This is a genomic window from Pseudomaricurvus alkylphenolicus (genome assembly GCF_011683955.1).
Classification (GTDB): Bacteria; Pseudomonadota; Gammaproteobacteria; order Pseudomonadales; family Cellvibrionaceae; genus Pseudomaricurvus; species Pseudomaricurvus alkylphenolicus.
Genome location: NZ_JAAQPI010000011.1, coordinates 153,223 through 178,241, shown reverse-complemented (window position 1 = coordinate 178,241; position 25,019 = coordinate 153,223). Strand labels below are relative to the sequence as shown.

Here is a 25,019-nt window from a genome sequence, read left to right as displayed (position 1 = left end):
GTGTCCTCTATTCAAAACTCTCAACAACGCGTACTACAGAACCAAGGGTGGCTGGGGGCCGCCCGATTGAGGCACTCAACCCGCAGCCTGCTTTCGTCCTAAAACCAAGCACCGAACCAAAATAAAGGCTCGAATCTTGCTCAACTACCCACCAGACAAAAGCAGCAATCAAAGAACCGCGCTCCAAGCAACCTAAGGCGCGCCAACTTGGTGCGCCCCACAAAAGGCAAGCACCAGCCTGGTGCAACCCAGTCTGGAGCCAATATCGGACAATCCATGCGCGCCACACAATCCATCTTCCGGGTCCGCCGCCAATACAACAAATGGGTCGGCAACGAAACCCTCGAAGACTACGCCCTGCGCTTTACCGCCACCCGAGCCAGACGCTGGCCCCTGGGCCGCATCGGCATGACCGCCCTCGGTGCCACCGCCTTTATGGCGCTCGAAGCCCTGAGCGCCGCCGCCACCCTCCAATACGGCTTTATCAACACCCTCTGGGCCATGCTCGCCGTTGCCGCCGTCATCTTTATCACCGGCTTCCCCATCAGCTACTACTCCGCCAAACACGGCCTCGACATCGATCTGCTGACCCGAGGAGGCGGCTTCGGCTATCTCGGCTCCACCATCACCTCACTTATCTACGCATCATTCACCTTTATCTTCTTCGCCATCGAAGCCGCCATCTTTGCCTCCGCTCTCAAAGCCCTGTTCCAAATCCCACTCTGGGCCGGCTACATCATCAGCGCACTGATCGTCGTCCCTATCGTTACCCATGGCATCGCCGCCATCAGCCGCTTCCAGGTCGGCAGCCAACCCTTCTGGCTACTGCTGCAATGCTGTGCACTCATCGCCGTCGTCTACTACGAATTCGACCGCATCGACCACTGGCATCAATTCGTCCCCCGCGAGCACGCCGGTGTCCAGGGCTTTAATCTCGCCCTGTTCGGCGCCTCCGCCTCCATCTTCTTCGCCATGGTTGCCCAGATCGGCGAGCAGGTGGACTACCTGAGATTCTTCCCCCAGAAAACCGAAAAAAATAAAAAGCGCTGGTGGTTCTGGCTGATTATGGCGGGGCCCGGCTGGATTTGGGTCGGCCTTATCAAAATGCTGCTGGGCTCCTTTCTCGCCTACCTGGCGTTTACCAAAGCCATGCCCTACGAGAAAGCCATCGATCCGGTGTACATGTATCAGATGGCGTTTGACTATATCTTTAGTGGCATTGCCAACATGCCCTCCCTGTCACTGATACTGGCCGGTGTGATGGTTATCATCTCCCAGATGAAAATCAACGTGACCAACGCCTACGCAGGCTCCATCGCCTGGTCCAACTTCTTCTCGCGCCTTACCCACAGCCACCCCGGCCGCGTCGTATGGCTGGTCTTTAACGTCACCATTGCATTGGTATTGATGGAACTGGGCGTGTACCGGGTTCTGGAAGCCATCCTCGGGATCTTTGCCATCGTTGCCATCAGTTGGCTCGCCTCCCTCTCCGCCGACCTGCTGATCAACAAACCCCTGGGATTAAGCCCACCCATGGTGGAATTCAAGCGCGCCTATCTTTACGATATCAACCCGGTTGGCGTCGGCTCTATGGTACTGGCCTCGATACTCGGTTTTGTTTGCTACCTGGGTTACCTGGGCGAAAGCGCCAGTCAACTGGCCCACTTTATCAGCCTGCTTGCCTGCTTTATCTGCGTCCCCCTGATCGCCTGGCTGACCCGTGGCCGCTTCTACCTCGCCCGCCCACGAGGAGACATCAAGGTCTACGAAGCGGTCGATATTCCCAGCCACTCCGGCCAGAGCACCAAAGGACTACGTTGCTGCATTTGCGAGAGCGAGTTCGAACTCGACGACATGAGCCACTGCCCGGCTTATCAGGGCCCCATCTGCTCCCTCTGCTGCTCGCTGGATGCCCGTTGCCTGGATAATTGCAAACCTGATGCCCGCCTCAAAACCCAGCTAAACAACTGGCTGGACCGTATTGCACCGGCACTTGTCGTTAAGGCCGTCCATTCACGCATCGTGCGCTTTGCAACCACCCTTACCTGCGTGAGCTTGCTTAATGGCGGCTTCCTGGCACTGATATACTTTCACCTCAAACCCGAATCTGCCGCAGAAACCCAACTGCTCAGCACCACCATCTGGATGCTGTTCTTTTCCCTCTCCATAATCTCCGGAGTTATCTCTTGGTTATTCCTGTTAGCCCATGAAAGTCGCGTGGTGGCGCAACAGGAATCCAATCGCCAAACACAGTTGCTTATCGATGAAATTGAAGCTCACCAGGAAACCGACCGGGCACTGCAGCTAGCCAAAGAACAAGCCGAAAACGCCAACAGTGCAAAGACCCGTTACTTGTCCGGCATCAGCCATGAACTGCGCACACCCTTGCAATCCATTCTCGGCTACGCACAACTGCTGTCCAACCAAAAAGATATTCCCGATCAACACCAACGCGCCCTTGGTATTATCAGCAACAGCGGTGAACACCTTGCCGATCTGATTGAAGGGCTGCTCGACATCTCCAAAATCGAAGCCGGCCGACTGGACATCTACCGCAATCGCGTGCGACTGCCCGAGCTGCTTGATCAACTGGTCAAAATGTTCGAGCAACAAGCCCGCAACAAGGGCATCGAGTTCAATTTTCAACTGCACCACCGTTTGCCAAAACTCGTCATCGCCGATGAAAAACGACTGCGCCAAATACTGATTAACCTGCTCTCAAACGCCATCAAATACACCGACAAAGGCCGAGTGGACTTTCACGTCTACTATCGAAACCAAGTGGCGGAATTCTCTGTGGTGGACACAGGTATCGGCATTGCACAGAACGATATTGAACGAATCTTTACACCCTTTGAGCGAGTCAGAAACAGCAACTCTCCCCATACCCCCGGCACCGGACTTGGCTTGACCATCGTGCGGCTGCTGACTGAAATCATGGGAGGCAACCTCGATATAAAAAGCACGCCAGGCGCCGGCAGCTGCTTTTCCGTGTCATTGATGTTGTCCTGGGTTGACGACAGTCAGGAACCTTCATTGCTGCCCAAAGTAACAACGGGTTACCTTGGATTGAGACGCACGCTGATGATCGTCGACGATGAGCCGCTGCACCGCGGATTGATGTCAGACATTCTGATGCCGCTGGGATTTAATGTGATAGAAGCTCAAAGCGCAGAAAACTGCCTGCAGACTCTGGAAGAAGTCACCCCGGACCTGTTTATACTGGACGTCAATATGCCCGGCATGAACGGCCACGAGCTGGCACGAACACTCCGGGAGCAAGGTATCAAAGCGCCGATACTGATGCTTTCTGCTGAGGCCAACGAACAACACCCGAATGCTCTGGAACGTACACCACACGACGACTATATGGTAAAACCCATCCGCAACCCGGTACTGTTGGAGAAAATCGGCAAGCTCTTGCACCTGGATTGGCAATACCAAAGTGGCGATGCGCAAGTGATCTCAGCACCCTGTGGTGGCGCTGCAGCCCAAGAGACGGAAGTTGACATAGTGCCGGCCCTGCCGGAGCACCCGCTCTTGCAAACACTCCTGACCCGTGTACAAATCGGGCACCGCAAGGGTGTACTCGATTTGCTCGACGATATCAGAGCCCGGCAACTGCTGGACGACAGTACTTTTAATCATCTGCACAAACTTGCCATGGGCCTGCAGTTTGAACAGATGGAACTGCTCCTGGAGGGCAACCCCGCATGACTTCGGACAGCCAAACCAACCAAGACATCGTGCTGGTGGTGGATGACTCCCACGATGCATTGAGTTTGATCAGTGATGCCCTGGAGGCAGCCGGCATTGACGTACTTGTAGCACTCGAAGGCAAGCAAGCGCTGACCATCGCCAAGCGCCTGCGCCCCGATATGATCCTGCTCGACGCCGTGATGCCGAAAATGGATGGCTTTGAAACCTGCCGCCAACTCAAGGCCGACCCTGAGCTGGCCAATATCCCCGTCATCTTTATGACCGGTCTGACCGACACCTCAGACATTGTGCGGGGTCTTGAAGTGGGCGGTGTGGATTACCTGACCAAACCGATCAATCCCAATGAACTCCTGGCTCGAATGAAAGTGCATCTGAACAATGCCCGCCTGACGCAAAGCGCACAGACCGCATTGGACTCTACCGGGCAGGTACTATTGACCGTAAACAGCCGCGGTGAATTGCTTTGGGCAACGCCACAGGCTTACGAACTGTTCCAGCTGGCGCAGGCAGATGTCGAATGGCGCAGCCAGACACTGGCCCCCGCACTGCGAATATGGTTACAGCACAAACCGGAAGCACAACACAAGTTGGAACTGAGCCAGCTGCAACACCCTTTATCCGTTGTGTTTGTTGAGGCCCGTAACGATGATCAGTTTTTGCTGAAGCTGGTGGATGGTGTTTGCATTTCTGACGAACAGCGTCTGCAGGAACGCTTTAGCTTGACCGGTCGCGAAGCTGAGGTCCTGAACTGGATCGCCTGCGGTAAAACCAATAAGGAAATTGGGGAAATATTGAGCATAAGTCCAAGAACTGTCAACAAACATCTGGAACAAGTTTTTCAAAAGGTGGGGGTTGAAAACCGCACCGCTGCAGCCAGCGTGGCAATACGGTTGATAAGTGAGCCGGTTTGAGTTACCAGATTTGATGGATCTTCAAAAGAATTTTGAGTTGTTTGGGTTTAGGCTTTGGCAGCAAAGTGCCATAACCGGAAGTTCATAATCCTGGTTCAGGGCACCATGGGCGTTCGATAATGTCCGCAACGGCCGCACGAGGTAGGGTGGATTAGAAGCGCTTTGCGCTTCGTAATCCACCGATCCGCCGAAGGTTTAAATTGGCGGCGGCCGTGTACAAATCACCTGTTGCAGGCATATTCAAGGGTGTTAAAAACCGGGCCGCAGCCAACGAACAGCTCCAGCGGAACCGTCGGATTACGCTCCGCGAAGCGGAGCTAATCCGACCTACGCGGGAAGAAAATCCTGCCGTTTCGAACTTCCGGTTATGGCACTTTGCTGCCTGTCTACGCCTTACTTTTCTAGCGTATGCAAATTCAGATTCAAAGGCCAGGTTTGGCAATACATATAGTTTGAGTGTTAAACAATTCAGATCTTTCCGAGCAGGTAATAGCCGCGAATCCTTCGGAGAAACCGACTTAATAGAGAGACAGCAAGCCCTGAAAGGGCTTATGTCAACTTTTCTCCACAGAAAGGGCAGAAGTTAACCAATATCATGCTGTGATAGGTAATCTCTCCCACATACTCTGCCTCACCAATATCAACCTCTTCCTGATCGGCATAGTGGATGCAATGGAGCTGCCAGTTGTCCTGCGCTTGATCCCGGCTGGAAATGCAGTGAACCAGACGATCTGACTTCGGATATTGGTTTTCCGCACAACGATGCTCTTTGTCATACTCGCAGTCTGTGTTTTCTCCTAGCTCTTGAAGATTCATGATTTTGCAATACCTTACGAAACTCTGAGCCTTTGACGGCTGTTACACACGGTTCTTGATATATGACCGCTTCGACTTAATCTTTCCCCGCTCAAAAGTAAACAGATCACAGCCATCGATCTCAATTTTTGTGCCATCTTGCCTTGTCCCGATAAAAGTCCACTCCGAACAACCATGGTCATCCTGCACAAAATGCAAACCGTTGACGAACTGAACATCCGGTATTTCAGTCCAAACTTCGATAAATCGTTCGCGGACAAGGTCCTGGCCGACGAAACGGGTTCCGTATCTTTCCGTTCCGCCACCTGTTTCAAAAATACAGTCGTCCGTCATAAAACTCATGATCTTATCGATGTCATGTGAGTTCCATGCTTCGGAATACTCTTCCAGATCTTTAACCTTCATATGTGGCCTGCTCGCGTCTACTGGTGGACGCCAATGTTTGAGAGATGTCAATTTACAACGAGCCGACTGGTAGTATAAAGGTATTTTCCGCTACCAGCTTGGAGTTGATGATTCAGTAGTCTGCAACTCTTTGCCCACCGTCTGAATCAACTCCTGCTGCAAATCCAGGACCTCGCACTCCGCCGAAGCCACTGCCTCCATCATCGAAAGCAAGCTCTACACTTGATCCGAACGGTAAGAAGACCTGGAAGGCGCCAGGATATTGCGCACCTCGGAGGGCAAGTGACCAGCCTCGCTCAACATATGTGAGGAAGCCTATTAAAATATGCATATGATTTGCCCTTAGGTACTAAGCGTATCCCTGGTCACGCTTTAAACGGCTAATGGCATTACTGAGGGCCCTAACCCGCCCGGTATGAGGCCTGCGGCGATATTCATGTGCCACCAGGCTGTTGGCAACATCCTGATTGCCACCGCACATGCGGCACAGCTCAGACTCCAGCTTGGAACGGTCTTGAGAGGGATAAAAGCGGGCATAAGAGACCACCAGAATGGCCAGGAGAATACTAAAGATAAACAGATGCATAGCGGATTCCTTTCCGACAAATTATCGCAAGTCAGACTGACAATACTACAGCTACAGTCTTATTTAGCAAGTGGTCTTAAAAGGCCAGGCTCACACTCGCCATGTTAGTTGGCATTTACTACACGCGACTAGCGAGGAAAGGTCGCGGCATTTGACTGACTGACGATATCCTTCAATGGAAGACTAGTTAACGTGTTTTCTTCCGCATCATAGCCACACCAGCGGCCACCACCACACCCACCGCCGCCAGACTCCAAAGCATATGCTCCAAATCATGTCCGATACCGGCATCACCACCATGGCCGCCATGAGCCAGAACCGTGGATGACACTGCCAGGAGCAGGAAAGTTGTTGTTGCTTTTTTGATAGACATTACTGTGTTCCTATTACGATACTGTTGTCTTGACGATCAAGTCGAAGTCCTTAAATAGAACGTCCTTGAGCAAAGAATTGGAAATTAGGGGTTGGCACTTAAACAACCGCCTTGGCCGGCGGCAGCTCTTTGGGTGGCAGCATGCCGGCGTCGATAATAAAGTTGATGATGTCATCGATACCCTGACCCGCCTTCAGATTCGAAAATACAAACGGACGCTCACCACGCATCTTCTTGGCGTCGCGATCCATTACCTCCAAAGAAGCACCCACCAAAGGCGCCAGATCCGTTTTATTGATGATCAACAAATCCGACTTGGTGATACCGGGACCACCCTTGCGGGGAATCTTGTCGCCCGCAGAAACGTCGATAACGTAAATGGTCAGATCGGAGAGCTCCGGGCTGAAGGTCGCACTCAGGTTATCGCCGCCGCTCTCCACAAACACCACATCCAACTCTCCGTGGCGCTTTAGCAACTCGTCAATGGCTGCCAGATTCATCGACGCATCCTCTCGAATCGCCGTATGCGGGCAGCCCCCGGTTTCTACACCGATAATCCGATCCGCATCCAGCACATTATGGCGCGTCAGAAACTGCGAATCCTCCTGGGTATAAATATCGTTGGTCACCACCGCGATATTGTAATAATCCCGCATGGCCGAACAAAGCGTTCGCAGCAACGCCGTTTTGCCGGAACCTACCGGACCACCCACGCCCACGCGCAGGGTTTGTTTGGGTCGAGTTGTTGTCATGGTAATGTCCTCCATGAAAAAGTTATCAGGATCTAAACAATCGTGTGTATTGAGTTTCGTGTTGGGCACTGGCAATAGCCAGCGCCGGCAGGCATGCGCCTATGTCTTCTTCCTCCAGCGTCTTTGCCTGCTCCAGTGCCGGCGGCAAAGCCAACTGTAAATCACTGAGCAACTGCTGCGCCTGGGTCTGCCCCAAAGGCACCAGTTTCGTGGCCGCTGCCACCTGGTTTTCCAGCCATGCCCAAGCGTAACCGAGCAAGGCAGCATCCTGGCAGACGTTCCACTGTTTAGCCACCCTTGCAAAGGCCACCACAAAGCTGTGTTCCGGTGCCGGCGGCAATAAGTCGTCAACGCCCAGATTCGGCAATAGTCGCAATATTGCCTCGGCCATCGCCGTATCGGTTAAACGCAACTCACGGGTTTCCCGGCAGGCCAACGCCAACTGATCACAGTAAAACACCTCACTCTCATCAACGGCGTTATAGGCGCGGAACAATATCGGCAGATCCACTCTCGCCAGCGCATCCTGCAATTGCTGCTGCAGCCACTCACGGGAAGAGTCCAAAGAATGCACCCAACCCACCTCGACGGCGTATTCCAGCCCCTGTGAAAAAGCATATCCGCCAACCGGCAGGCTGACACTGCTGAGCTGCAATAAGCGCAGCAAGCCGGTATCAGTGATGGTGATGGCCATGGCTATAAGCTCCGGACTCGGGCACAAACACAGCGCGGCGGCGGGACACCGTGAGGCCCAAGCCTTCCAACATTTCCTCCAATACATGGTCGGGTGTCATTTGCAGCCAGCGCTCTCCCACCTGCAATTTCACATGGCGATTGCCCAAGTGGTAACAGGCTCTGGCAAAGGTATGCCAATCATCACACTCCGCATAAGTGACTTCTTCTTCCGCGCCTTCAATCAGAATTTGTTTTCCGCAATCACTTTGCAGCAGTTCGCCCACTTGCAGTGGCTTGCCCCGCTCCAAAAAAATGCGGACCTCTGCGCCGCTTTTTGCCTCGGCCTTAAGCCGGCCTTTGTCCCGCTGCTCCTGTGTCAATACAATGACATCGTCAAACGACGTTGCGGTTTGTACGCCCAGTCTCTGATATACGTCCAAAAAGCTTCTCCTGTTAGAACCGGATGTTTAAAACAGCGTATAACGCTGCGCCAACGGCAGCTCGGTCGCCGGTTCACACGTCAGTAAAACACCGTCAGCCCGCACCTCGTAGGTTTGCGGATCCACCTCGACGTGGGGCATCCAGTTGTTAAGAATCATGTCGGCTTTGGTAAGCGTACGGGTATTGGTGCAGGCCAGCAATTGGCGTTGTAAGCCCAGCTTTGTCCCCACGTCGGCATCCAGGGCCGCCTGAGAGGTAAACGTAAACGACGTCTTTGCCGCCGCCAGTCCATGGGCGCCGAACATGGGTCTGTAATGCACGGGTTGTGGCGTTGGAATGGATGCATTGGGGTCGCCCATAGGCGCTGCGGCAATCATGCCGCCTTTGATAATCAGTGACGGTTTGATGCCAAAGAACGCCGGTTTCCACAACACCAGATCAGCGAGCTTACCCGCCTCGACGGAGCCGACATGCTCGGACACACCGTGGGTGATGGCCGGATTAATGGTGTACTTGGCGACATAGCGACGGGCGCGAAAGTTATCGGCAAGATTATCGCTTTCGGATTCGCCCGCCAGGTGCCCCCGCTGAACTTTCATTTTGTGCGCGGTCTGCCAGGTACGGGTAATCACCTCCCCCACCCGGCCCATGGCCTGGGAATCCGACGAGATCATACTGAAGGCACCCAGGTCATGAAAAATGTCTTCGGCAGCGATGGTTTCCTTGCGAATACGAGAGTCCGCAAAGGCCACGTCTTCCGGAATGCCGGGGTCCAAGTGATGGCAGACCATCAACATATCCAGATGCTCGTCGATGGTGTTGATGGTATAGGGGCGAGTCGGGTTGGTGGACGAGGGTAAGACGTTAGGTGACGCACAAGCCTTGATAATATCCGGGGCGTGACCACCACCGGCGCCTTCGGTGTGGTAGGTGTGAATCACCCGGTTTTTAAACGCGCCGAGCGTATCATCGACAAAACCGGACTCATTGAGTGTGTCGGTGTGAATCGCCACCTGTACATCATATTTTTCCGCCACCGTCAGGCAGCAATCAATAGAGGCGGGAGTCGTACCCCAATCTTCGTGCAACTTCAGTCCGCAGGCACCGGCTTCCAGCTGTTCTTCCAAAGCGATGGGTAGACTGGCGTTACCCTTACCGAGAAACCCCAGGTTCATGGGTAGGGAATCGGTCGCCTGCAGCATCTTGCCGATATTCCAGGGGCCTGGCGTACAGGTCGTGGCATTGGTGCCAGTCGCCGGGCCGGTGCCGCCGCCAATCATGGTGGTAATGCCGGACATCAATGCTTCTTCCACCTGCTGTGGGCAGATAAAGTGAATATGGGCGTCGATGGCACCGGCGGTCAGTATAGAACCCTCGCCGGCAATCACCTCTGTGCCCGGGCCTATAACAATGTCCACACCATCCTGTACGTCCGGGTTACCGGCCTTGCCGATGGTGACGATGCGGCCGTCGTTAATACCGACATCCGCCTTAACAATGCCCCAGTGATCCAGGATCAACGCATTGGTGATCACCAGATCCACCGTGTCGCCACAAGCGCGCTGACTCTGTCCCATGCCGTCGCGAATGACTTTGCCACCACCGAACTTAACTTCGTCGCCGTAAGTGGTGTAGTCCTTTTCCACCTCGATCCAAAGTTCAGTGTCACCCAGGCGGACTTTGTCGCCCACCGTGGGGCCAAACATATGGGCGTAAGCATGCCTGTCCATTTTGCTCATGATGCCGCTCCTTTTGGAAGGTCGCCCATGACATCACCCCGGAAGCCAAAGATTTTTCGGTCACCGGCAAACGCCACCAATTCCACTTCGCGCCCCTGACCGGGTTCAAAACGCACCGCTGTGCCCGAAGCAATATTCAGATGAAACCCCAGGGCTTTGTCGCGATCAAATTTCAGTGCTGGATTCACCTCGAAAAAGTGGTAGTGGGAACCCACCTGCACCGGGCGGTCTCCGATATTTTCTACTCGTAATGTGCGAGTTTCACGGCCAACATTGAGCTCGATCTCGCCACTGCCGGTTTGTATTTCTCCGGGAATCATTGGGCGCTCCTTTCAGTTAATCGGATCGTGAACGGTAACCAGCTTGGTACCGTCGGGGAACGTGGCTTCCACCTGTACTTCGTGAATCATTTCGGCCACTCCGTCCATCACCTGATCGGCGCTGAGGATTTCCTTGCCGTAGCTCATCAGCTCGGCCACCGTTTTGCCGTCACGGGCGCCCTCGATAATTTCCATGGTGATCAGCGCCACCGCTTCGGGGTAGTTAAGCTTAAGGCCACGATTAAGACGACGTTCGGCCAACAGTGCCGCGGTAAACACCAGCAGCTTGTCTTTCTCTCTAGGCAGCAGTTCCATAGCAGTTTCTCGTTATCGAAAAAGTTCTCAGGTAAACCAGATGCGCGGGCGACAGGCCTCGCGCTGCAACAACACGGGGCGCAGTTGTTGCCACCAGTATTCAAACACCAGGCGGGCCTGTTCGGAGCAGGAGCCCAGGTAACGTCCCAGCGCAAATTCACCGGTCAGGCTGATACCCGCGATATAATCCCGTCCATTGGGCTCTGGCAATTGGCGAAGTGCCTCCATCTGATTTTCTTGGAGGTCAGAAGCGGCGAAGGGCCCGGCAACAAATAACCCGTTGATCGGTTGTGAACGCATTCCTGCCGCCGATTGATAGAGCTTGCGATGCTGATCGTCCAGGCGCAGTTGCTCCAGCACCATCGGAATGCCATCGCGGTGAACAGAAAAACGCTGGCTCAGCTCACCGCGATCAAAATGCTGTTCACAGGCCGGCAGTCCCAGCGAGGTCACCTCCCAACCGATAAAGCGCGCGTCGCCCTGCAACTCAACCCGGGTTTCCAGACGGGTACGGGCATCGGGGAAGACAATGGTCTCAAGGGGCAGCCATTCCAGGCTGGCACCGGCATCAATACGGAGAACATTGATCTGATGTTGCAGGGCGCGGTCTGGCCGGGCCCGGTAGACCCTGCCCGCGCCAGGCGTGGTCAACAATGCCCGGGCATTAGCCTCCATCTGCACCTTAACCTGCAATCGATCTCCCGAAACAATGCCGCCCGGAGGGTGAAGCAGATAGGCATGGGGTAGATCAGGGCCCTCCGGGTAGAAAGGCCTTTGAACGTAGAGCGGGCCCTGATGGCGATTGCGCACCAGCCGCGTGCCTCTGGCACCCCGGGCAAATTGCAGCTCAAGATTGGCGGGCCAGTGGCCAATATGACTGACACTGGCCGGGGTGGTGGCCTGTTCAGCTTGCCGTACCGCGTTATTGGTGGAAGAATTTGCCACGCCTATACCGCCAGATGCTGCTTGATCAGGTCATCGTTAAGGTTATCCATGCGATCACTGGCCACTACCCTGCCCTTTTCCATCAACCGAAATTCCTGGCCAATGCGCCGGGCGAACCCCAGTTTTTGCTCCACCAGGATCACCGTCAGCCCATCTTCCTCGTTTAACTTTAGAAGAACATCGCCAATTTGCTTAACAATGTTGGGTTGAATGCCCTCATTGGGCTCGTCGAGAATCAACACCTGAGGGTCCGTCACCAGGGCCCGACCGATGGCCAACTGCTGTTGCTGCCCCCCGGACAGGTCACCGCCCAGGCGGTGGGTCATGTCTTTCAGTACCGGGAACAGCTGGTAAATTTTGTCGGGGATGGTCTTAAGGCCATCTTGACGACAGGGCAGTCCAATGCGCAGGTTTTCCTCCACCGTCAGCAGCGGGAAAATGTCCCGCCCCTGGGGCACGTAGCCTATGCCCATGGGTGCGCGGGACTCCGGGGTTTTATCGTGAATGGGCTGGCCCTGGTAGCGAATCTCGCCACTGTTGATCGGCAATAACCCCATCAGGCATTTCAACAGGGTGGTTTTGCCCACACCATTACGACCCATAATGCAGGTACGGCTGCCTTGCTGTATATCCAGATCCAGGTCCCAGAGGATTTGCGTGCCACCATACTTCTGGTTAACCTTATTAATGGAGATCATGCTTCTTCCCCCAGGTACACCTCGATGACGTCACGGTTGTTCTGCACATCGTCCATAGTGCCTTCGGCGAGGACAGAACCTTGATGCAAGACGGTCACAGTGCGGGCAATACTGCGCACAAATTCCATATCGTGTTCAACCACCACCACCGTGCGATCACCCGCCAGGGAGGTCAGCAGCTCAGCGGTGCGTTCGGTTTCCTGCGCCGTCATACCGGCAACGGGTTCGTCGATCAATAACAGTCTGGGTTGAGAGGCCAATAGCATACCGATTTCCAACCACTGTTTTTGTCCGTGCGAGAGGGCTCCCGCCAACTGCTTGCTTTGTGTCTGCAGACCGATGGTATCGAGTATGCCCAGCATCAGATCCTGTTCGCTGGCGGACAAACTGGCCCGCAGGTTGTACCAGATGCCCTTGCTCGCCTTGAGAGCCAGCTCCAGGTTTTCCCAAACGGTTTGAGCCTCAAACACTGTCGGCTTCTGGAATTTGCGCCCGATGCCCAGCTGAGCGATTTCCGCCTCACTGTGTTTCAGCAGGTTAATGGTCTGACCAAAATACACCGTGCCGGTATCACAGGCAGTCTTGCCGGTAATCACATCCATCAGAGTGGTTTTACCGGCGCCGTTGGCGCCAATCAGACAGCGCAGCTCACCGTCATTGATGTACAGATTAAGGTCGTTAAGGGCTTTAAAGCCATCGAAGCTGACACTCAAACCTTCCACATAGAGGATGACTTGTTTGGACACGTCAACCTTAACATCGTCGTCCATCAGCACCGGCCAAACCTGATCCCGGCGCCAAAACTCACGGGTGGATTCCAACATGGTCATGAGCTTGCCTCCTCAACCAAGTCCGAAGCTGAAGAGCCTGTTTTCGATGAGGATTTGAAACGCGCCAGCTGTTTTTCCACAAAACCTGCGAGCCCCTGAGGCAGGAACAGGGTCACCCAGACAAACAGAGCCCCCAGGGCAAACAACCAGCCATCAGGCATGATCGCGGTAAAACGGGTCTTGGCGTAATTCACCAGCAGAGCGCCTGCGATAGCGCCGTACAAGGTGCCGCGACCACCGACGGCTACCCACACCACCACCTCAATGGAGTTGATGGGAGAGAACTCACCGGGATTGATAATGCCCACCTGGGGTACATAGAGGGCGCCGGCAATGGCCGCCAGTGCTGCGGAATAAACGAACAACCAGACCTTATAATGATCCGTGCGGTAACCCACAAAGCGCGTACGCGGTTCGGCATCGCGAATGGCAACAATGACGCGACCAAAGCGCGAGTCCATGATAAATCGGCTTGCCAAAAACGCCAGCGCCAGCAGCATGGCCGTTACCGCAAACAATGCCACCCTGGTGGTATCCGCCTGCAAATCAAAACCCAGCAACTCTTTGAAATCAGTGAGGCCGTTGTTGCCACCAAAACCCATTTCATTGCGGAAGAATGCCAACATCAAGGCATAGGTGAGCGCCTGGGTCATAATCGACAGATACACACCGGTCACCCGAGAGCGGAATGCCAGCCAGCCAAATACGAATGCCAGCAGACCAGGCACTGCCACCGCCATCAGCATGGCGAACCAGAACTGATCCATACCGTACCAATACCAGGGCAGAGTATCCCAGTTCAGAAACACCATAAAATCCGGTAATTCCGGGTTACCGTAGACACCACGATCACCGATCTGGCGCATCAGGTACATGCCCATGCCGTATCCGCCCAGAGCAAAAAAAGCACCGTGGCCGAGACTGAGTACACCGCAGTAGCCCCAAACCACATCCACCGACAAAGCCAGCAATGCAAAGCATAGATACTTGCCCAGCAAGGTAATGGTATAAGTGCTGACGTAGAACATGGACTCGGGTGGCAGCAGCAGGTTACACACCGAGGCGTAGAGGGTAACCGCAAACAGCAACCCCACCACCCAGGTGGTGCTCTGGCGACCAAAGCGGCCGGCATTTAATGCACGCTGCAGAAAACTCATTCGGCTGCCCTCCCCTTTTGGGGAAACAGCCCTTTGGGCCGCTTCTGGATAAACAGAATAATAAACACCAAAACCAGAATATTGGCGAGTACGGCACCCGTGACCGGCTCCAGGAACTTATTGGTGACACCCAGCGAGAAAGCTCCCACCAGTGTTCCCAACAAGTTACCCACACCGCCAAACACCACCACCATAAACGAGTCGATGATATAGGATTGCCCCAGGTTGGGTCCCACATTGGTTAACTGGCTCAGCGCCACACCCGCGACGCCCGCGACACCGGAGCCCAGCCCAAAGGTCATGGCGTCGACCCATTGGGTTTTAACACCCATGGCTTTGGCCATGGCACGGTTTTGCGATACCGCACGAACGTTTAAGCCCAAATTGGTTTTCTTGAAGATATACATCAGGATCCCGAACACCAGCAGCGAAAATGCCAGGATGTAAAGTCGGTTATAGGTCAGGGATAACACCGGATTGAGCTCCAAGGCACCGCTCATCCACTCCGGTGAGGCCACTTGACGGTTTAGGGGGGTAAAGATGGTTCTGACCAGCTGCTGCAAAATCAGGCTAATACCAAAAGTCGCCAGTAATGTCTCCAGCGGCCGGCCGTGCAGAAAGCGAATCACGCCCTGTTCAATGGCCACACCCACCAAACCGGACACCACAAACGCGGCGGGAATCGCCACCAGAATAGAATACTCCAGGTGATTGGGCATCAACAGCTGTACCACATAAGTGGTGTAGGCACCGAGCATGATCATTTCGCCGTGGGCCATATTGATCACCCCCATCACCCCAAAAGTGATGGCCAGACCGATGGCTGCCAACAGGAACACTGAACCCAGACTGAGACCAAAGAACAGCTTTTCCACCAGCCCATAGAATTCAATGCGGTCTTCGATTTTGCGCAGGGTGTTACTCAGGGCAAGGCTGAGTCTGGAGTCTGCTTCCGCGCTTTCAAGCGCGTTGTTCAGTGCAGATCTAACAGCGGGCTCAAGACGCTCCTGCAGTTGCGGCAGTGCCGACAGCTGTTGTTCAGGTGTACCGTCTATCAACAAATGAAGCGCCAGCGCCACCTGCATCAGTTCGCGAACTTCGCCGGATTTTTCGTTTTCCAGCGCCGCTTCAATCAGCTGTGCAGAGTCCGAATTAATGGTCGCCAGCATCGCATTAACGGCCTGTAAGCGCTCGGATTCACTGCCGTTAACCAGCGTGGTACGGGCGATCGCCTCACGCAGTGCTTTGCGCAGCTTGTTGTTTGTGCGTACTTTCTTCAGTAATTTTTTATCGATGGACTGGGTGGGGACCAAAGAAATATCCGCCCTTAACAGTCGAGCAATGTCGAACTTGCCCTCGGCATTCTTACTGACTCTGTAGATTTGTTGACGACTGGCCTTGTCGTAATAGAGTTCACTGGCCAACCACATTTCCATGATGGGTACGGCGTCATTGCCGGAAAGCTTTTGCAGGCCCTTCAGCACCTGGTTTTTTGTTTTAAAACTGGCTTTGGGGAGCTGTAAAAGCAATTCGTAAACGGGGTGTGTCTCCACGACTGCATCAAAGTCTTCGGCTGCCAACCTGCCGGCATTCAAACAAAGCAATAGAGACAGAATCCAGATGGGTATCGATCGAACCACGGTCTATCCTCACTGGTCTTCAAAAAACGGCCGGAACGGCGTCTGCCATTCCGGCTTAAATCACTTAGAAAGTGAAACGAAAGAACTTAAGAGCGATCAGTAATTCTGACCGGAACACTTTTTGGTCTTGGTATTGTAGTTACCGCAGTTAATGCTCGGATCTTGCCAATTGGAAATAATCTTGGAACTCTCTGGCAGATGGTCGGTCCAGGCATCACCGGGTACTTCCGTCGTTTGGGAAACGATTTCAAACTGACCGTCTTCCTGAATTTCACCAATCAGCACCGGCTTGGTAAAGTGGTGGTTGGGCAGTACTTCAGCCACGCCACCAGTCAGGTTTTTCACCTTGATGCCGTAGAGCGCGTTACGCACTTTATCCACGTCCACAGTACCAGCTTTCTTCACTGCCTTGGCCCAGGCTTTAAAGCCAACGTAAGTGGCTTCCATAGGGTCGTTGGTTACGCGCTTTTCGTCCTTGATAAAGCCTTTCCATTTGGCGATAAACTCTTCGTTCGCATCAGATTCCGCAGACTGGAAATAATTCCAGGCCGCCAGGTGGCCCACCAGTGGGGCGGTATCAAACCCGGAAAGTTCTTCTTCACCGACAGAGAAAGCCACCACGGGGATATCTTCTGCACTGATTCCCTGGTTACCCAGTTCTTTGTAGAAAGGCACATTGGCATCACCGTTAATCGTGGAGACCACGGCGGTAGGCTTGCCGGCACTGCCGAACTTCTTGATGCTGGATACAATGCCCTGCCAGTCGGAGTGACCGAACGGCGTGTAGTTGATCAAGATGTCCTTGTCTTTAACGCCTTTGGACTTCAGGTAAGCTTCCAGAATTTTGTTGGTGGTACGAGGATAAACATAGTCGGTACCCGCCAACACCCAGCGTTTGATACCGGCCTCTTCCATCAGATAGTCCACCGCAGGAATGGCCTGCTAGTTGGGTGCGGCGCCGGTATAAAAAACATTCTTGGAGGACTCTTCGCCCTCGTACTGTACCGGGTAGAACATCAGCCCGTTCAGTTCTTCGATCACGGGTAAAACAGATTTACGGGATACGGAGGTCCAGCAGCCGAAGATTACGTCCACCTCTTCCTGGTCCAACAGTTCGCGGGTTTTCTCCGCAAACAAAGGCCAGTTGGAAGCGGGGTCTACAACTACCGCTTCGAGTTTCTTGCCGAGCAGACCGCCCTTTTTGTTCTGATCTTCGATCATCATCAGAACGGTATCTTTGAGCGTAGTTTCACTGATCGCCATGGTGCCGGACAGAGAGTGCAACACCCCGACTTTAATGGTGTCCGCGGCCAGTGCGCCCAGGGAGAACATGGAGGCGCTGATACTGAGCGCCATGGTGGTAGCCAGTTTTTTCAGTTTCATAATGTTATTCCTTGAATTCGATTTAGAGTTGAACCTGCACACCTACGGTGAAGCTGTTGACGTCAGCACCCGCGTAACCGCTGGCGTTGGCATCACCATCGACGAAGTTGATATTGAGGCGGGCGTTGTGGCCGGAGATTACGTAGTTGAGACCAAACTCAGTGGCGTCGCTGGAGTCGGCGTCCGATGGATTGTTTTCCACAAACCGCACGTATGGCTGGAACTTGCCGGGGCCCACCTCAGCAGGGAACAGATAGGCGGCAGTGGCGAACCAGGAATCGCCGTCAAACAGGCAGAAACAATCACCGGATGTGGGTGTGGTGGCCAGTGTGTAATCCGCATCGAAGTCCTTGTATTCCGCTTCCACGGTTACCACACCGCCACCGTCCAGTACGGTTTCCGACAGCAAATCCAGGGTGTAACCGGTAAAGTCACCGGCCTCGCCTTCGCTACCCACACCGTCGCTCTGGCTCTGGAAGGACGCACCCAGGGTGAAGATATTGCCGAGGCTGCCGTAGTAGGTGGAGCTGGTGTAGTAGCCCGGATTGTCTTCCTTATTGAGAAAGTTGTAGGCGAAACGACCGGCGTAGAGCAGTTCGTCCGACTGGTTGGCACCACCTTCGAGGCCGTCAAAAGCGCCAATAGCGTACTGGAATTTACCCATGGAACCCCACAGGGTAATACCTTCGTCACGACCGATGCGGCCGGCCTCGCCGCCCTGGTCGGAGGCGTACAGCGGCTGGCGGTACTGGTTCCAGCTCAGTGCATAAAAGGGGCCGCTCATTTCGATACGATCCGCCGGGGTCAGCATGCGGCCAACCCAGATGTTAAAGGCGGGGCTCAGCTCAAACTGGGCAACCGCGTCCAGAACCTCGATGTCTTCGCCGTCGAGCTTTTCGGTGTTGAAGGTGAACTTGATCATCTCATGCAGCTGACCGGAGAGGTACAAGCGCATGTTGCTCATGGTGAATTCATTACTGCGGTCTTCGCCGCCGTTGGCGCCGTCTTCAACTGAATCGTACTGGGCGCGGAAGCCGGCCCCGACACTCAGCCATTTGGTATCGTCAATGGCAACCTTGCCACCCGCTAATACCGGAGCAGACAGCCCACCCATAGCCAGCGCTGCGGCCGCTACGGCCAGTCGAATTGGATTTTTGGATCGAATGATCCCGTTTTCTTGCTTGCTCATAACCTTCCCCAGTCTGTGATGATGTTTCTGATACCGCCTTTTTTCGAAGCTTATTATTCACAGGGGGGAGGGAGGTCACTATTGGGCAATTGGCCCAGTGGGGTACGTCAAATGACGTATAGCGTTGAAACTGGCGGCATCGGAATCGCCGCCAGTGAGTCGTTCGAGCAGCAGAAAATCAGCCCAGCTGGTCCACCATCACGGCGTTGCTGTACACCAGGCTGCCATCTGCAGCACGGTGACCGACCAGATGAAAATGACCGCGGAGATCGTCTTTATGCAGATAGACCCTGAGCTGGCAGTCCGAGAGTAATCCGATTTCCCGGGGGGTTTGCATTTCCATCTGACGAGGATCCACTTCCAGCATCAAGTCATCATGCGGATGGGTCTTCAGCTCTTCCTCGGCTTTTTCCAATTCCAGATGTGTGCTCTCACTGACGCGAAAGCTGATCATCCCTACGGGTGTGGATTGTGTTGCACCGGCTTCTTTGTGCCAGCAGTCGAGTTCGATCGTGTTCATTAAGGCTACCTCTTTTCGATGGACCAAGCGTACACGCTGTCTCTGAAATTATAGTCAATGACGGGAGATAACCCGGGCAGATAACTGGGTATAATTACCGGTCATAAGCGACCCGAGGCTCATTACCCCTGAGACTATTGCGGGAGAGAAGAAGGGAATCTGAAGAGCTGTTAGAAAAGCTTCAGGTTTGCGAGACTAGTGCGTGGCTTTGCCAAAATGGCGATTTCGATAGGCCCTGGGTGATAACCCGGTAAATTGCTTAAATACCTTGCTGAAGTGCGGTGAGCTGTTAAAGCCCCAGCGAAAGGCAATTTGCTCGATTCGTTGGCCGGCAAAACGCGGATCTAACAGATGCTGGCGACACTGTTCCAGGCGTCGCTGAAGAATAAAGCGCGCTACGGGCATTTCTTCCAGTTCAAACAGCTTGTGCAAATAACGCTTGGATATATTGAACGCATCGGCCACAAACTGCGGCGACAAACGCTCATCGTGCAGATTGTTTTCGATAAATACTTTTATTTTCTCCAGCTGTGCCACCATAACCGAAGAGCGGCTATCCACCGCCTGTAACTCCTTGGCGCTGCCAAGACTCATGCACAGCAGACTAAAGATATTGTCTTCAATCTGGGGCCTGACCTGATCAAGTTCCCGCGTACGCCCGGCCACCGAGGAAAGAAACTGAGAAACCAGAGAACCGGCGCCGCTCTGCCCCGAGATGGCGATAGCGGTGCAGTCTTCCGCCGACTTCAGGTAGTTTGAGAGAACCTCATGGGGAATTTGCAACACCAGTTGCTGGAAGGGTTGGTGGAAGTCCAGCGTATAGGGCCTGGCGCTGTCGTAAATAGCAAAATCCCCGGGCTGCAGTACGGCTTCTCTGCCGCCCTGGCGGACGACACCGGTCGAACTGATCTGGAGGCTCAGTAGAAACTCACGTTCGCTGGAGCGGGAGATCTGACGATTGGAGCGCACCACGTGCTGCGGGTCGGAGGAGACCTCTGAAAGCTGGATCCGGTCCAACTTGTCGCTGCGGATTTCGCCACTGAAGGCACCCCGATCAGCGCGTTCACAGTCCAGCTGCACAAACTCATCACATACCAGCTCACGCCAGTATTCGAACTGGTCCCGGGGTTTAAGCCCCGCCGTGGTAAATGAATGATCAGCATGAAGAAGGTGAGTGGGCATTTCGTCAACCGCAGCACAAACCGGAGTGGGTACCCGGTTAATGTACGGCTTGGGCGATGATGCTGTCAATTCCGCAGCGGGCCGGGGGTGCCAGGGAATCCGCCTGGCTTTTATGGCTGCGGGTCTAACCACGGTCCCAAGCCGCAATTTGGCCTCCGAAGGCGCCGCTGGCTCTAAAAGCTTTCGCTTATATAAACCCATCAAATTGATACTGAATCAAAATAAGGCAGCAAGCCAGTCGCCGAATGGCAGTTCACGTATTCGAAGTGGGCGTGCTGCGCCTCCACCACAACCCCTTCATGCCATAGCTGCAGGGCCGTCTGAAAGTTAAACCGCTCCACCATCGCCATAAATTCACCATAGATGGCCAAATGAGTGGGATGGGTCTTGGCCCAGGTTTCCAGGTGCTCCAGGCTGAGAAACCAGACCATACCGAAGCTTTTGTCCTGGACCTCACCTGCGACGCTGGTTTCGTCCATAAAACGACAGCTGCAACAGCCGGATTCTTCAGGGTTTTCCACCAGATAGCGCATACCCTGCTGCAGTACCGGATGCACCTTTTGGGTATAGACCTCACGTTCCTCGCCCTGGCAGGCACTCCAGTTCTGCGCCGAACGCAGCAGGCAGAGGTTGTGTGGCGGCCGAATCTGCAATCGTTGTCCGTGACTGTCAACGACCTTGCCCGACAAGCTTTCCACTTCCGTTGCAAGATCGTCGCTGGCGCTGGCGGCCAGTCGATCACGGGCGCCCCCCCAATACCCGTGCTCTCGAATGGGCCCCTCAATAGTGGGGGCAGCTGCAGAAACGCCATCCTGGCTTTCAGAAGAGGCCAGGGTTTCCAGTCGTTCAACCGGCACACGAAGAATCTCGCACCAGTAACCCTGCGTTTCCGTCTTCCGTTCTGCGGCGTCCCACCAATTGCGAAATATATCGCTGCTGCGCCAGCGCTCGAATGCACCTTCATCGGTCCAGTAAGCAATAAACACATCGTTGTAACAGTCTTGATTGTCGGTGAAATTGCCTCGTTCCACCCGCTCAGGTGCACCAGACTGTTGCAGACATTGATGGAACCAGTGATGAAATCCAATGGTTTGCGACTGCCGCTGCTGAACGGCAAAGTAGCCGATGACAACATGGGTGACGCGCTTGTCGAATCTGGCGCTCCAGGCGGGAGCCGGTGGTTCCCAATCTTTAGGCATATTGGCTTGTGGCATGGCAACTCAACGCTGTGTGTTTGAATAGAGAGGATGCTGCTGACGAGCGCAGCTAGTCAACCACGATGGCGCTCTCGGTCAATTCCGGCTCTTCCAGCACTTCCAGATCCGGTGCAATGGCAGTGGGCACATACAACTCCTGCACCGGTGGGGCCGGTTTTTTGTTGAGCAATAAGCGAGTGACGTCGGGTCGGGAATAGTGCCCGACGGGATCAGCAAAGGACTTGGCGACGGCGATAGCGCCAAGGTCAATGTCGGCGATCAGCATGCCTTCCTGTTGCGGATCAATGGGTTCACACAGCGGCTTGCCGTCCGGACCATAGATCATGGCGCTACCACCGCCGCCGCCAAAGAGTTCCTGCTGATCGGGAGAATCAATCAGTACATCCAGCATGCCCTGAGACACCACTGCGGTGGGCGCCAGGAAGTAACACTGTCCCTCCAGCGAATACACTGAAGACACGGCCATATTCATTTCCGCACTCAGGCTGTAGGCCTGGGGATAGCAGGTAAACGAGGGCCAGGCACCGATATGCACCTGCTCGTGCATGGAGAACATTGCGTACTTGGTCAATGGCTGCAGATGTTCCCAACAACACAGGTTACCGATCCGTCCCAATGGTGTGTCATGCACCTCCAGACTGCTGCCGTCACCATCGCCAAATACCGTGCGTTCTGCATGGGTGGGCTTAAGCTTGCGGCGCGCGTGAATCAGGTTGCCGTCAGCTCCAATCAAAAATTGCGCCAGATACAGTGAACCGTGATCACGCTCGCTGGCTCCGAGAGATACCATGATGCTGTTGGCACGGGCAGCTTCTCGTATTTGATCCATTTCCGGGCTGTCTTTTACCAGGCTGTTTTGGTGGTAAGCCTGGACGAATTTAAGCCCCCAGGCAGGTGATCCCAGCCAGATCCACCAGGGGTAACCCGGAATCCATGCCTCGGGAAAGGCGACCACTGAAGCACCCTGGTTTGCGGCTTGTTCAATCAGTGTGATGGTCTTGTCCACGCTCGCGGCTAGATCCAGAAACCCTGGTGCGGCTTGGACCACGGCGGCTTTGTACTGCTGCGCTTGAGTCATTGAGGTGTGCTCCTATAAAACGGTAGCGGGCCGTTATCGTTTTGACAGAGCTATAGTAGTCAAGGTGGGCTTTGGCGACTTAATCAGAAAGGTATTAAAAGTTGTCTATCCGCGCAGAGGAGGCCTTATTTTAACCAACCGGCCCCCTGCTTGATGATGTTGCGGATTCGAGCTTTCACAGACGCGGCTTCATCCCGGAGGGCCATTTGCAGAAATTGTTGTGCTTCTTCGCGGTATTCCGGGAACTGATCCGCCAGCAAATAGAAACCATTGTAGGACCAGGTTCGCACAAACTTGTTTTCGGAACCCAGACAGCCTCTCAGAAAACGCTCAACTTTCTTTTTCTGGCGAGCGGGAAATGTCACATAGGGGAGACACTGCAACAGATGCAGCTGACTTTGCCAATCATCCATCGGCAGCAACTGTTTAATCAGCTCAGCCCGTTGTTGAACCTCTAGCGAACCACCGTTTTCCAGGTGATGCTTGAGCAACCAGCTGGAGCCCTTTGATGTTTCCGGTATTGCCATTAAACTCAGCAACCCGTCCACGAGCTCCGCAGACGGGTTATGCTTCAGGTAGAGCTTTTCGATATCAGCGGAAGACTTTCCATCCCAGCCGGCGATGTCAGTTCGAAGTGTTTGGTCAGCTCGTAATACTTGGCTCAATTCCCTCTTCCCCAATTCGCAACAGCGCTTGGTCGATGGCATCGATAATAACATCAATGTCTTCACGTGTTGCAATCAGCGCCGGGGCCAGGCAGATGGTGTTGTTATAGTCGCGGAAGGAGCGATTGGTTCGCCCGATAATCACTCCTTGTTGCATGCAAAGCCCTACAACTTTGGCGGATACACTTTCATCCACAGGCTCCTTGCTGACTCGATCTTTCACCAACTCGAATCCTGCGAATAGACCTTTGCCGCGCACATCTCCCATCAATGGGTGTTTCTCCATCAAGCGTTGCAATTGTTCCTGTAAATAGACGCCCTGGATCTGAACATTTTCCAACAGGTTTTCCCGTTCCAGGATTTCCAGGTTGGCCAGTGCAGCAGCGGGTCCCGCTGTGCAACCACCAAAGGTGGAGATATCGCGAAAATAGTCCATACGTCCATCGCCATCATCATCCTGCACCAGGTTGAATACTTTGTCGTTGGTAACCGTACATGAGATGGCGGCGTAACCGGACGCCAATCCTTTCGCCATGGTGACAATGTCTGGCTCGATGCCATAGTGCTGGTAGCCAAACCAGGTGCCGGTTCGCCCCATACCGCAAACCACTTCATCGATATGCAGCAGAATGTCGTATTGCTTGCAGATCTCCTGCACTCGGGGCCAATAACCTGCCGGTGGCTCGATCACACCGCCTCCGGCCGTAATAGGTTCTAAACACAGCGCACCAATGGTCTCGGGTCCCTGCTCCAGAATGACCCGTTCGATTTCGTTGGCCGCACGAATACCATAGTCATCCACCTCTCCCCATTGGGAGCGATATTCGCAGCAGTGAGGCACCTCCACAAACTCCGGCACAAACGGACCATACTGATTTTTTCGCTCAAACTGTCCCGTCGCACTGAGGCACGCAATAGTGGTACCGTGGTAATCCCTTTCGCGAAACAGTATTTTGCGCTTATTGCCACCATACTTCTTCTCGGCAATCTGGCGCACCATCTTGAACGCCTTTTCATTGGCTTCAGAACCGGAGTTGGAATAATACACACGGCTCATGCCCGGCATTTTTCCCAGCAGTCGCTCGGCGAATTGCGCAGCCGGTACATTGCCGGCCGACTGCGCGAAGTAGTTCATGCACACCAATTGATCGCGAACGGCATCGGCTATCTCGGTACGCCCATAACCCACATTAACCGTCCATACCGCTCCGGATACCGCATCCAGATATTCATTGTCCCAGGCATCCCAAACACGCATACCCTCACCCCGGACCACCACCATGGGATCGGTGTGCTCCAGCGTTTTGTGCTGAGTCAGATGGTGCCAGACGTGCTGGCGATCCTGATTGATGACTTCGGCGGCATTGAGATCAGACATGGCTACCTCCACTGACAGATCGGTGTTTGTTGCAGCGTCTATAGTAGAGAACACCATCCCCCCGCCAGTAGAACCAGCAGCCGG

General features: G+C 54.2%; 24 protein-coding genes and 1 pseudogene. 2 read left to right on the top strand and 23 right to left on the bottom strand.

The genetic code is table 11. The annotated features are described in order from the left end of the window. Positions 1-276: 276 nt before the first annotated feature. The gene (locus HBA55_RS24770) at positions 277-3,717 is read left to right on the top strand and encodes an ATP-binding protein (protein ID WP_166996946.1); all 3,441 of its coding nucleotides are present in this window, start codon (positions 277-279) and stop codon (positions 3,715-3,717) included. Then, positions 3,714-4,631 carry a response regulator transcription factor gene (locus HBA55_RS24765; RefSeq protein ID WP_166996943.1) on the top strand — a complete coding sequence of 306 codons (918 nt, stop codon included), beginning with the start codon at positions 3,714-3,716 and terminating at the stop codon, positions 4,629-4,631. The genes HBA55_RS24770 and HBA55_RS24765 overlap by 4 nt, the downstream gene beginning before the upstream one ends. A 549-nt stretch (positions 4,632-5,180) precedes the next feature. On the opposite strand, the gene HBA55_RS24760 is transcribed toward HBA55_RS24765, so the two are convergent. The 23 genes and pseudogenes from HBA55_RS24760 to HBA55_RS24650 form a co-directional block, all read right to left on the bottom strand. After that, positions 5,181-5,447, bottom strand: a complete 267-nt coding sequence (locus HBA55_RS24760) for a hypothetical protein (protein ID WP_166996941.1) — start codon at positions 5,445-5,447, stop codon at positions 5,181-5,183. A gap of 42 nt (positions 5,448-5,489) precedes the next feature. Then, positions 5,490-5,852, bottom strand: coding sequence for a nuclear transport factor 2 family protein (locus HBA55_RS24755; protein ID WP_166996939.1), 363 nt, complete (start codon positions 5,850-5,852; stop codon positions 5,490-5,492). 349 nt (positions 5,853-6,201) lie between these two features. After that, the gene (locus HBA55_RS24750; protein ID WP_166996937.1) at positions 6,202-6,438 is read right to left on the bottom strand and encodes a hypothetical protein; all 237 of its coding nucleotides are present in this window, start codon (positions 6,436-6,438) and stop codon (positions 6,202-6,204) included. Positions 6,439-6,625: 187 nt separating this feature from the next. Beyond that, entirely contained in the window at positions 6,626-6,811 is a 186-nt protein-coding gene (locus HBA55_RS24745) for a hypothetical protein (RefSeq protein ID WP_166996935.1), read from the bottom strand. 98 nt (positions 6,812-6,909) lie between these two features. Then, entirely contained in the window at positions 6,910-7,563 is a 654-nt protein-coding gene (gene ureG, locus HBA55_RS24740) for an urease accessory protein UreG (RefSeq protein WP_166996933.1), read from the bottom strand. A 25-nt stretch (positions 7,564-7,588) separates the two neighbouring features. Next, positions 7,589-8,257, bottom strand: a complete 669-nt coding sequence (locus HBA55_RS24735) for an urease accessory protein UreF (RefSeq protein ID WP_166996931.1) — start codon at positions 8,255-8,257, stop codon at positions 7,589-7,591. Then, on the bottom strand, positions 8,238-8,678 hold the full coding sequence (ureE, locus tag HBA55_RS24730; RefSeq protein WP_166996930.1) for an urease accessory protein UreE: 441 nt from the start codon (positions 8,676-8,678) through the stop codon (positions 8,238-8,240). The genes HBA55_RS24735 and ureE overlap by 20 nt, the downstream gene beginning before the upstream one ends. Before the next feature lie 27 nt (positions 8,679-8,705). Continuing rightward, positions 8,706-10,418, bottom strand: coding sequence for an urease subunit alpha (ureC, locus tag HBA55_RS24725; protein ID WP_166996928.1), 1,713 nt, complete (start codon positions 10,416-10,418; stop codon positions 8,706-8,708). After that, positions 10,415-10,738: an urease subunit beta gene (locus HBA55_RS24720; RefSeq protein ID WP_166996925.1), complete on the bottom strand. Its 324-nt coding sequence runs from the start codon at positions 10,736-10,738 to the stop codon at positions 10,415-10,417. Before HBA55_RS24720 ends, ureC begins: the two co-directional genes overlap by 4 nt. A gap of 12 nt (positions 10,739-10,750) precedes the next feature. After that, complete coding sequence (locus HBA55_RS24715) at positions 10,751-11,053, bottom strand: urease subunit gamma (protein ID WP_166996912.1); 303 nt, start codon at positions 11,051-11,053, stop codon at positions 10,751-10,753. 27 nt (positions 11,054-11,080) lie between these two features. Next, on the bottom strand, positions 11,081-11,998 hold the full coding sequence (locus HBA55_RS24710; protein ID WP_206019959.1) for an urease accessory protein UreD: 918 nt from the start codon (positions 11,996-11,998) through the stop codon (positions 11,081-11,083). 2 nt (positions 11,999-12,000) lie between these two features. After that, on the bottom strand, positions 12,001-12,696 hold the full coding sequence (gene urtE, locus HBA55_RS24705) for an urea ABC transporter ATP-binding subunit UrtE (RefSeq protein ID WP_166996910.1): 696 nt from the start codon (positions 12,694-12,696) through the stop codon (positions 12,001-12,003). Continuing rightward, on the bottom strand, positions 12,693-13,466 hold the full coding sequence (gene urtD, locus HBA55_RS24700; protein WP_206019966.1) for an urea ABC transporter ATP-binding protein UrtD: 774 nt from the start codon (positions 13,464-13,466) through the stop codon (positions 12,693-12,695). The genes urtE and urtD overlap by 4 nt, the downstream gene beginning before the upstream one ends. 56 nt (positions 13,467-13,522) lie before the next feature. Next, on the bottom strand, positions 13,523-14,683 hold the full coding sequence (gene urtC / locus HBA55_RS24695) for an urea ABC transporter permease subunit UrtC (protein WP_166996906.1): 1,161 nt from the start codon (positions 14,681-14,683) through the stop codon (positions 13,523-13,525). Further along, positions 14,680-16,323, bottom strand: a complete 1,644-nt coding sequence (gene urtB / locus HBA55_RS24690; protein ID WP_338109454.1) for an urea ABC transporter permease subunit UrtB — start codon at positions 16,321-16,323, stop codon at positions 14,680-14,682. Before urtB ends, urtC begins: the two co-directional genes overlap by 4 nt. A gap of 96 nt (positions 16,324-16,419) precedes the next feature. Then, positions 16,420-17,679: pseudogene (urtA, locus tag HBA55_RS24685) on the bottom strand (urea ABC transporter substrate-binding protein). 49 nt (positions 17,680-17,728) lie between these two features. Then, the gene (locus HBA55_RS24680) at positions 17,729-18,895 is read right to left on the bottom strand and encodes a porin (RefSeq protein WP_166996903.1); all 1,167 of its coding nucleotides are present in this window, start codon (positions 18,893-18,895) and stop codon (positions 17,729-17,731) included. Between the two features lie 178 nt (positions 18,896-19,073). Then, positions 19,074-19,415: a hypothetical protein gene (locus HBA55_RS24675; RefSeq protein ID WP_166996901.1), complete on the bottom strand. Its 342-nt coding sequence runs from the start codon at positions 19,413-19,415 to the stop codon at positions 19,074-19,076. 195 nt (positions 19,416-19,610) lie between these two features. Further along, positions 19,611-20,597 (bottom strand): AraC-like ligand-binding domain-containing protein, encoded by a 987-nt coding sequence (locus HBA55_RS24670; RefSeq protein ID WP_166996900.1) that lies wholly within the window; start codon positions 20,595-20,597, stop codon positions 19,611-19,613. A gap of 200 nt (positions 20,598-20,797) precedes the next feature. Further along, on the bottom strand, positions 20,798-21,811 hold the full coding sequence (locus tag HBA55_RS24665) for a phenylacetaldoxime dehydratase family protein (RefSeq protein WP_166996897.1): 1,014 nt from the start codon (positions 21,809-21,811) through the stop codon (positions 20,798-20,800). Between the two features lie 52 nt (positions 21,812-21,863). Beyond that, a complete protein-coding gene (locus HBA55_RS24660; protein WP_166996895.1) occupies positions 21,864-22,892 on the bottom strand; it encodes a carbon-nitrogen hydrolase family protein in 1,029 nt (342 codons plus the stop codon). A 125-nt stretch (positions 22,893-23,017) separates the two neighbouring features. Continuing rightward, the gene (locus HBA55_RS24655; protein WP_166996893.1) at positions 23,018-23,557 is read right to left on the bottom strand and encodes a hypothetical protein; all 540 of its coding nucleotides are present in this window, start codon (positions 23,555-23,557) and stop codon (positions 23,018-23,020) included. Then, positions 23,535-24,935, bottom strand: a complete 1,401-nt coding sequence (locus tag HBA55_RS24650; protein WP_277345698.1) for an aminotransferase family protein — start codon at positions 24,933-24,935, stop codon at positions 23,535-23,537. Before HBA55_RS24650 ends, HBA55_RS24655 begins: the two co-directional genes overlap by 23 nt. Positions 24,936-25,019 lie beyond the last annotated feature (84 nt).

What these genes read in the sequence shown, in the direction of transcription:
- HBA55_RS24770 (WP_166996946.1), top strand. Translation starts at nt 277, where the DNA reads ATGCGCGCCACACAATCCATCTTCCGGGTCCGCCGCCAATACAACAAA.
- HBA55_RS24765 (WP_166996943.1), top strand. Translation starts at nt 3,714, where the DNA reads ATGACTTCGGACAGCCAAACCAACCAAGACATCGTGCTGGTGGTGGAT.
- HBA55_RS24760 (WP_166996941.1), bottom strand. Translation starts at nt 5,447, where the DNA reads ATGAATCTTCAAGAGCTAGGAGAAAACACAGACTGCGAGTATGACAAA.
- HBA55_RS24755 (WP_166996939.1), bottom strand. Translation starts at nt 5,852, where the DNA reads ATGAAGGTTAAAGATCTGGAAGAGTATTCCGAAGCATGGAACTCACAT.
- HBA55_RS24750 (WP_166996937.1), bottom strand. Translation starts at nt 6,438, where the DNA reads ATGCATCTGTTTATCTTTAGTATTCTCCTGGCCATTCTGGTGGTCTCT.
- HBA55_RS24745 (WP_166996935.1), bottom strand. Translation starts at nt 6,811, where the DNA reads ATGTCTATCAAAAAAGCAACAACAACTTTCCTGCTCCTGGCAGTGTCA.
- ureG (WP_166996933.1), bottom strand. Translation starts at nt 7,563, where the DNA reads ATGACAACAACTCGACCCAAACAAACCCTGCGCGTGGGCGTGGGTGGT.
- HBA55_RS24735 (WP_166996931.1), bottom strand. Translation starts at nt 8,257, where the DNA reads ATGGCCATCACCATCACTGATACCGGCTTGCTGCGCTTATTGCAGCTC.
- ureC (WP_166996928.1), bottom strand. Translation starts at nt 10,418, where the DNA reads ATGAGCAAAATGGACAGGCATGCTTACGCCCATATGTTTGGCCCCACG.
- HBA55_RS24720 (WP_166996925.1), bottom strand. Translation starts at nt 10,738, where the DNA reads ATGATTCCCGGAGAAATACAAACCGGCAGTGGCGAGATCGAGCTCAAT.
- HBA55_RS24715 (WP_166996912.1), bottom strand. Translation starts at nt 11,053, where the DNA reads ATGGAACTGCTGCCTAGAGAGAAAGACAAGCTGCTGGTGTTTACCGCG.
- urtE (WP_166996910.1), bottom strand. Translation starts at nt 12,696, where the DNA reads ATGATCTCCATTAATAAGGTTAACCAGAAGTATGGTGGCACGCAAATC.
- urtD (WP_206019966.1), bottom strand. Translation starts at nt 13,466, where the DNA reads ATGGACGACGATGTTAAGGTTGACGTGTCCAAACAAGTCATCCTCTAT.
- urtC (WP_166996906.1), bottom strand. Translation starts at nt 14,683, where the DNA reads ATGAGTTTTCTGCAGCGTGCATTAAATGCCGGCCGCTTTGGTCGCCAG.
- HBA55_RS24680 (WP_166996903.1), bottom strand. Translation starts at nt 18,895, where the DNA reads ATGAGCAAGCAAGAAAACGGGATCATTCGATCCAAAAATCCAATTCGA.
- HBA55_RS24675 (WP_166996901.1), bottom strand. Translation starts at nt 19,415, where the DNA reads ATGAACACGATCGAACTCGACTGCTGGCACAAAGAAGCCGGTGCAACA.
- HBA55_RS24670 (WP_166996900.1), bottom strand. Translation starts at nt 20,597, where the DNA reads ATGCCCACTCACCTTCTTCATGCTGATCATTCATTTACCACGGCGGGG.
- HBA55_RS24665 (WP_166996897.1), bottom strand. Translation starts at nt 21,811, where the DNA reads ATGCCACAAGCCAATATGCCTAAAGATTGGGAACCACCGGCTCCCGCC.
- HBA55_RS24660 (WP_166996895.1), bottom strand. Translation starts at nt 22,892, where the DNA reads ATGACTCAAGCGCAGCAGTACAAAGCCGCCGTGGTCCAAGCCGCACCA.
- HBA55_RS24650 (WP_277345698.1), bottom strand. Translation starts at nt 24,935, where the DNA reads ATGTCTGATCTCAATGCCGCCGAAGTCATCAATCAGGATCGCCAGCAC.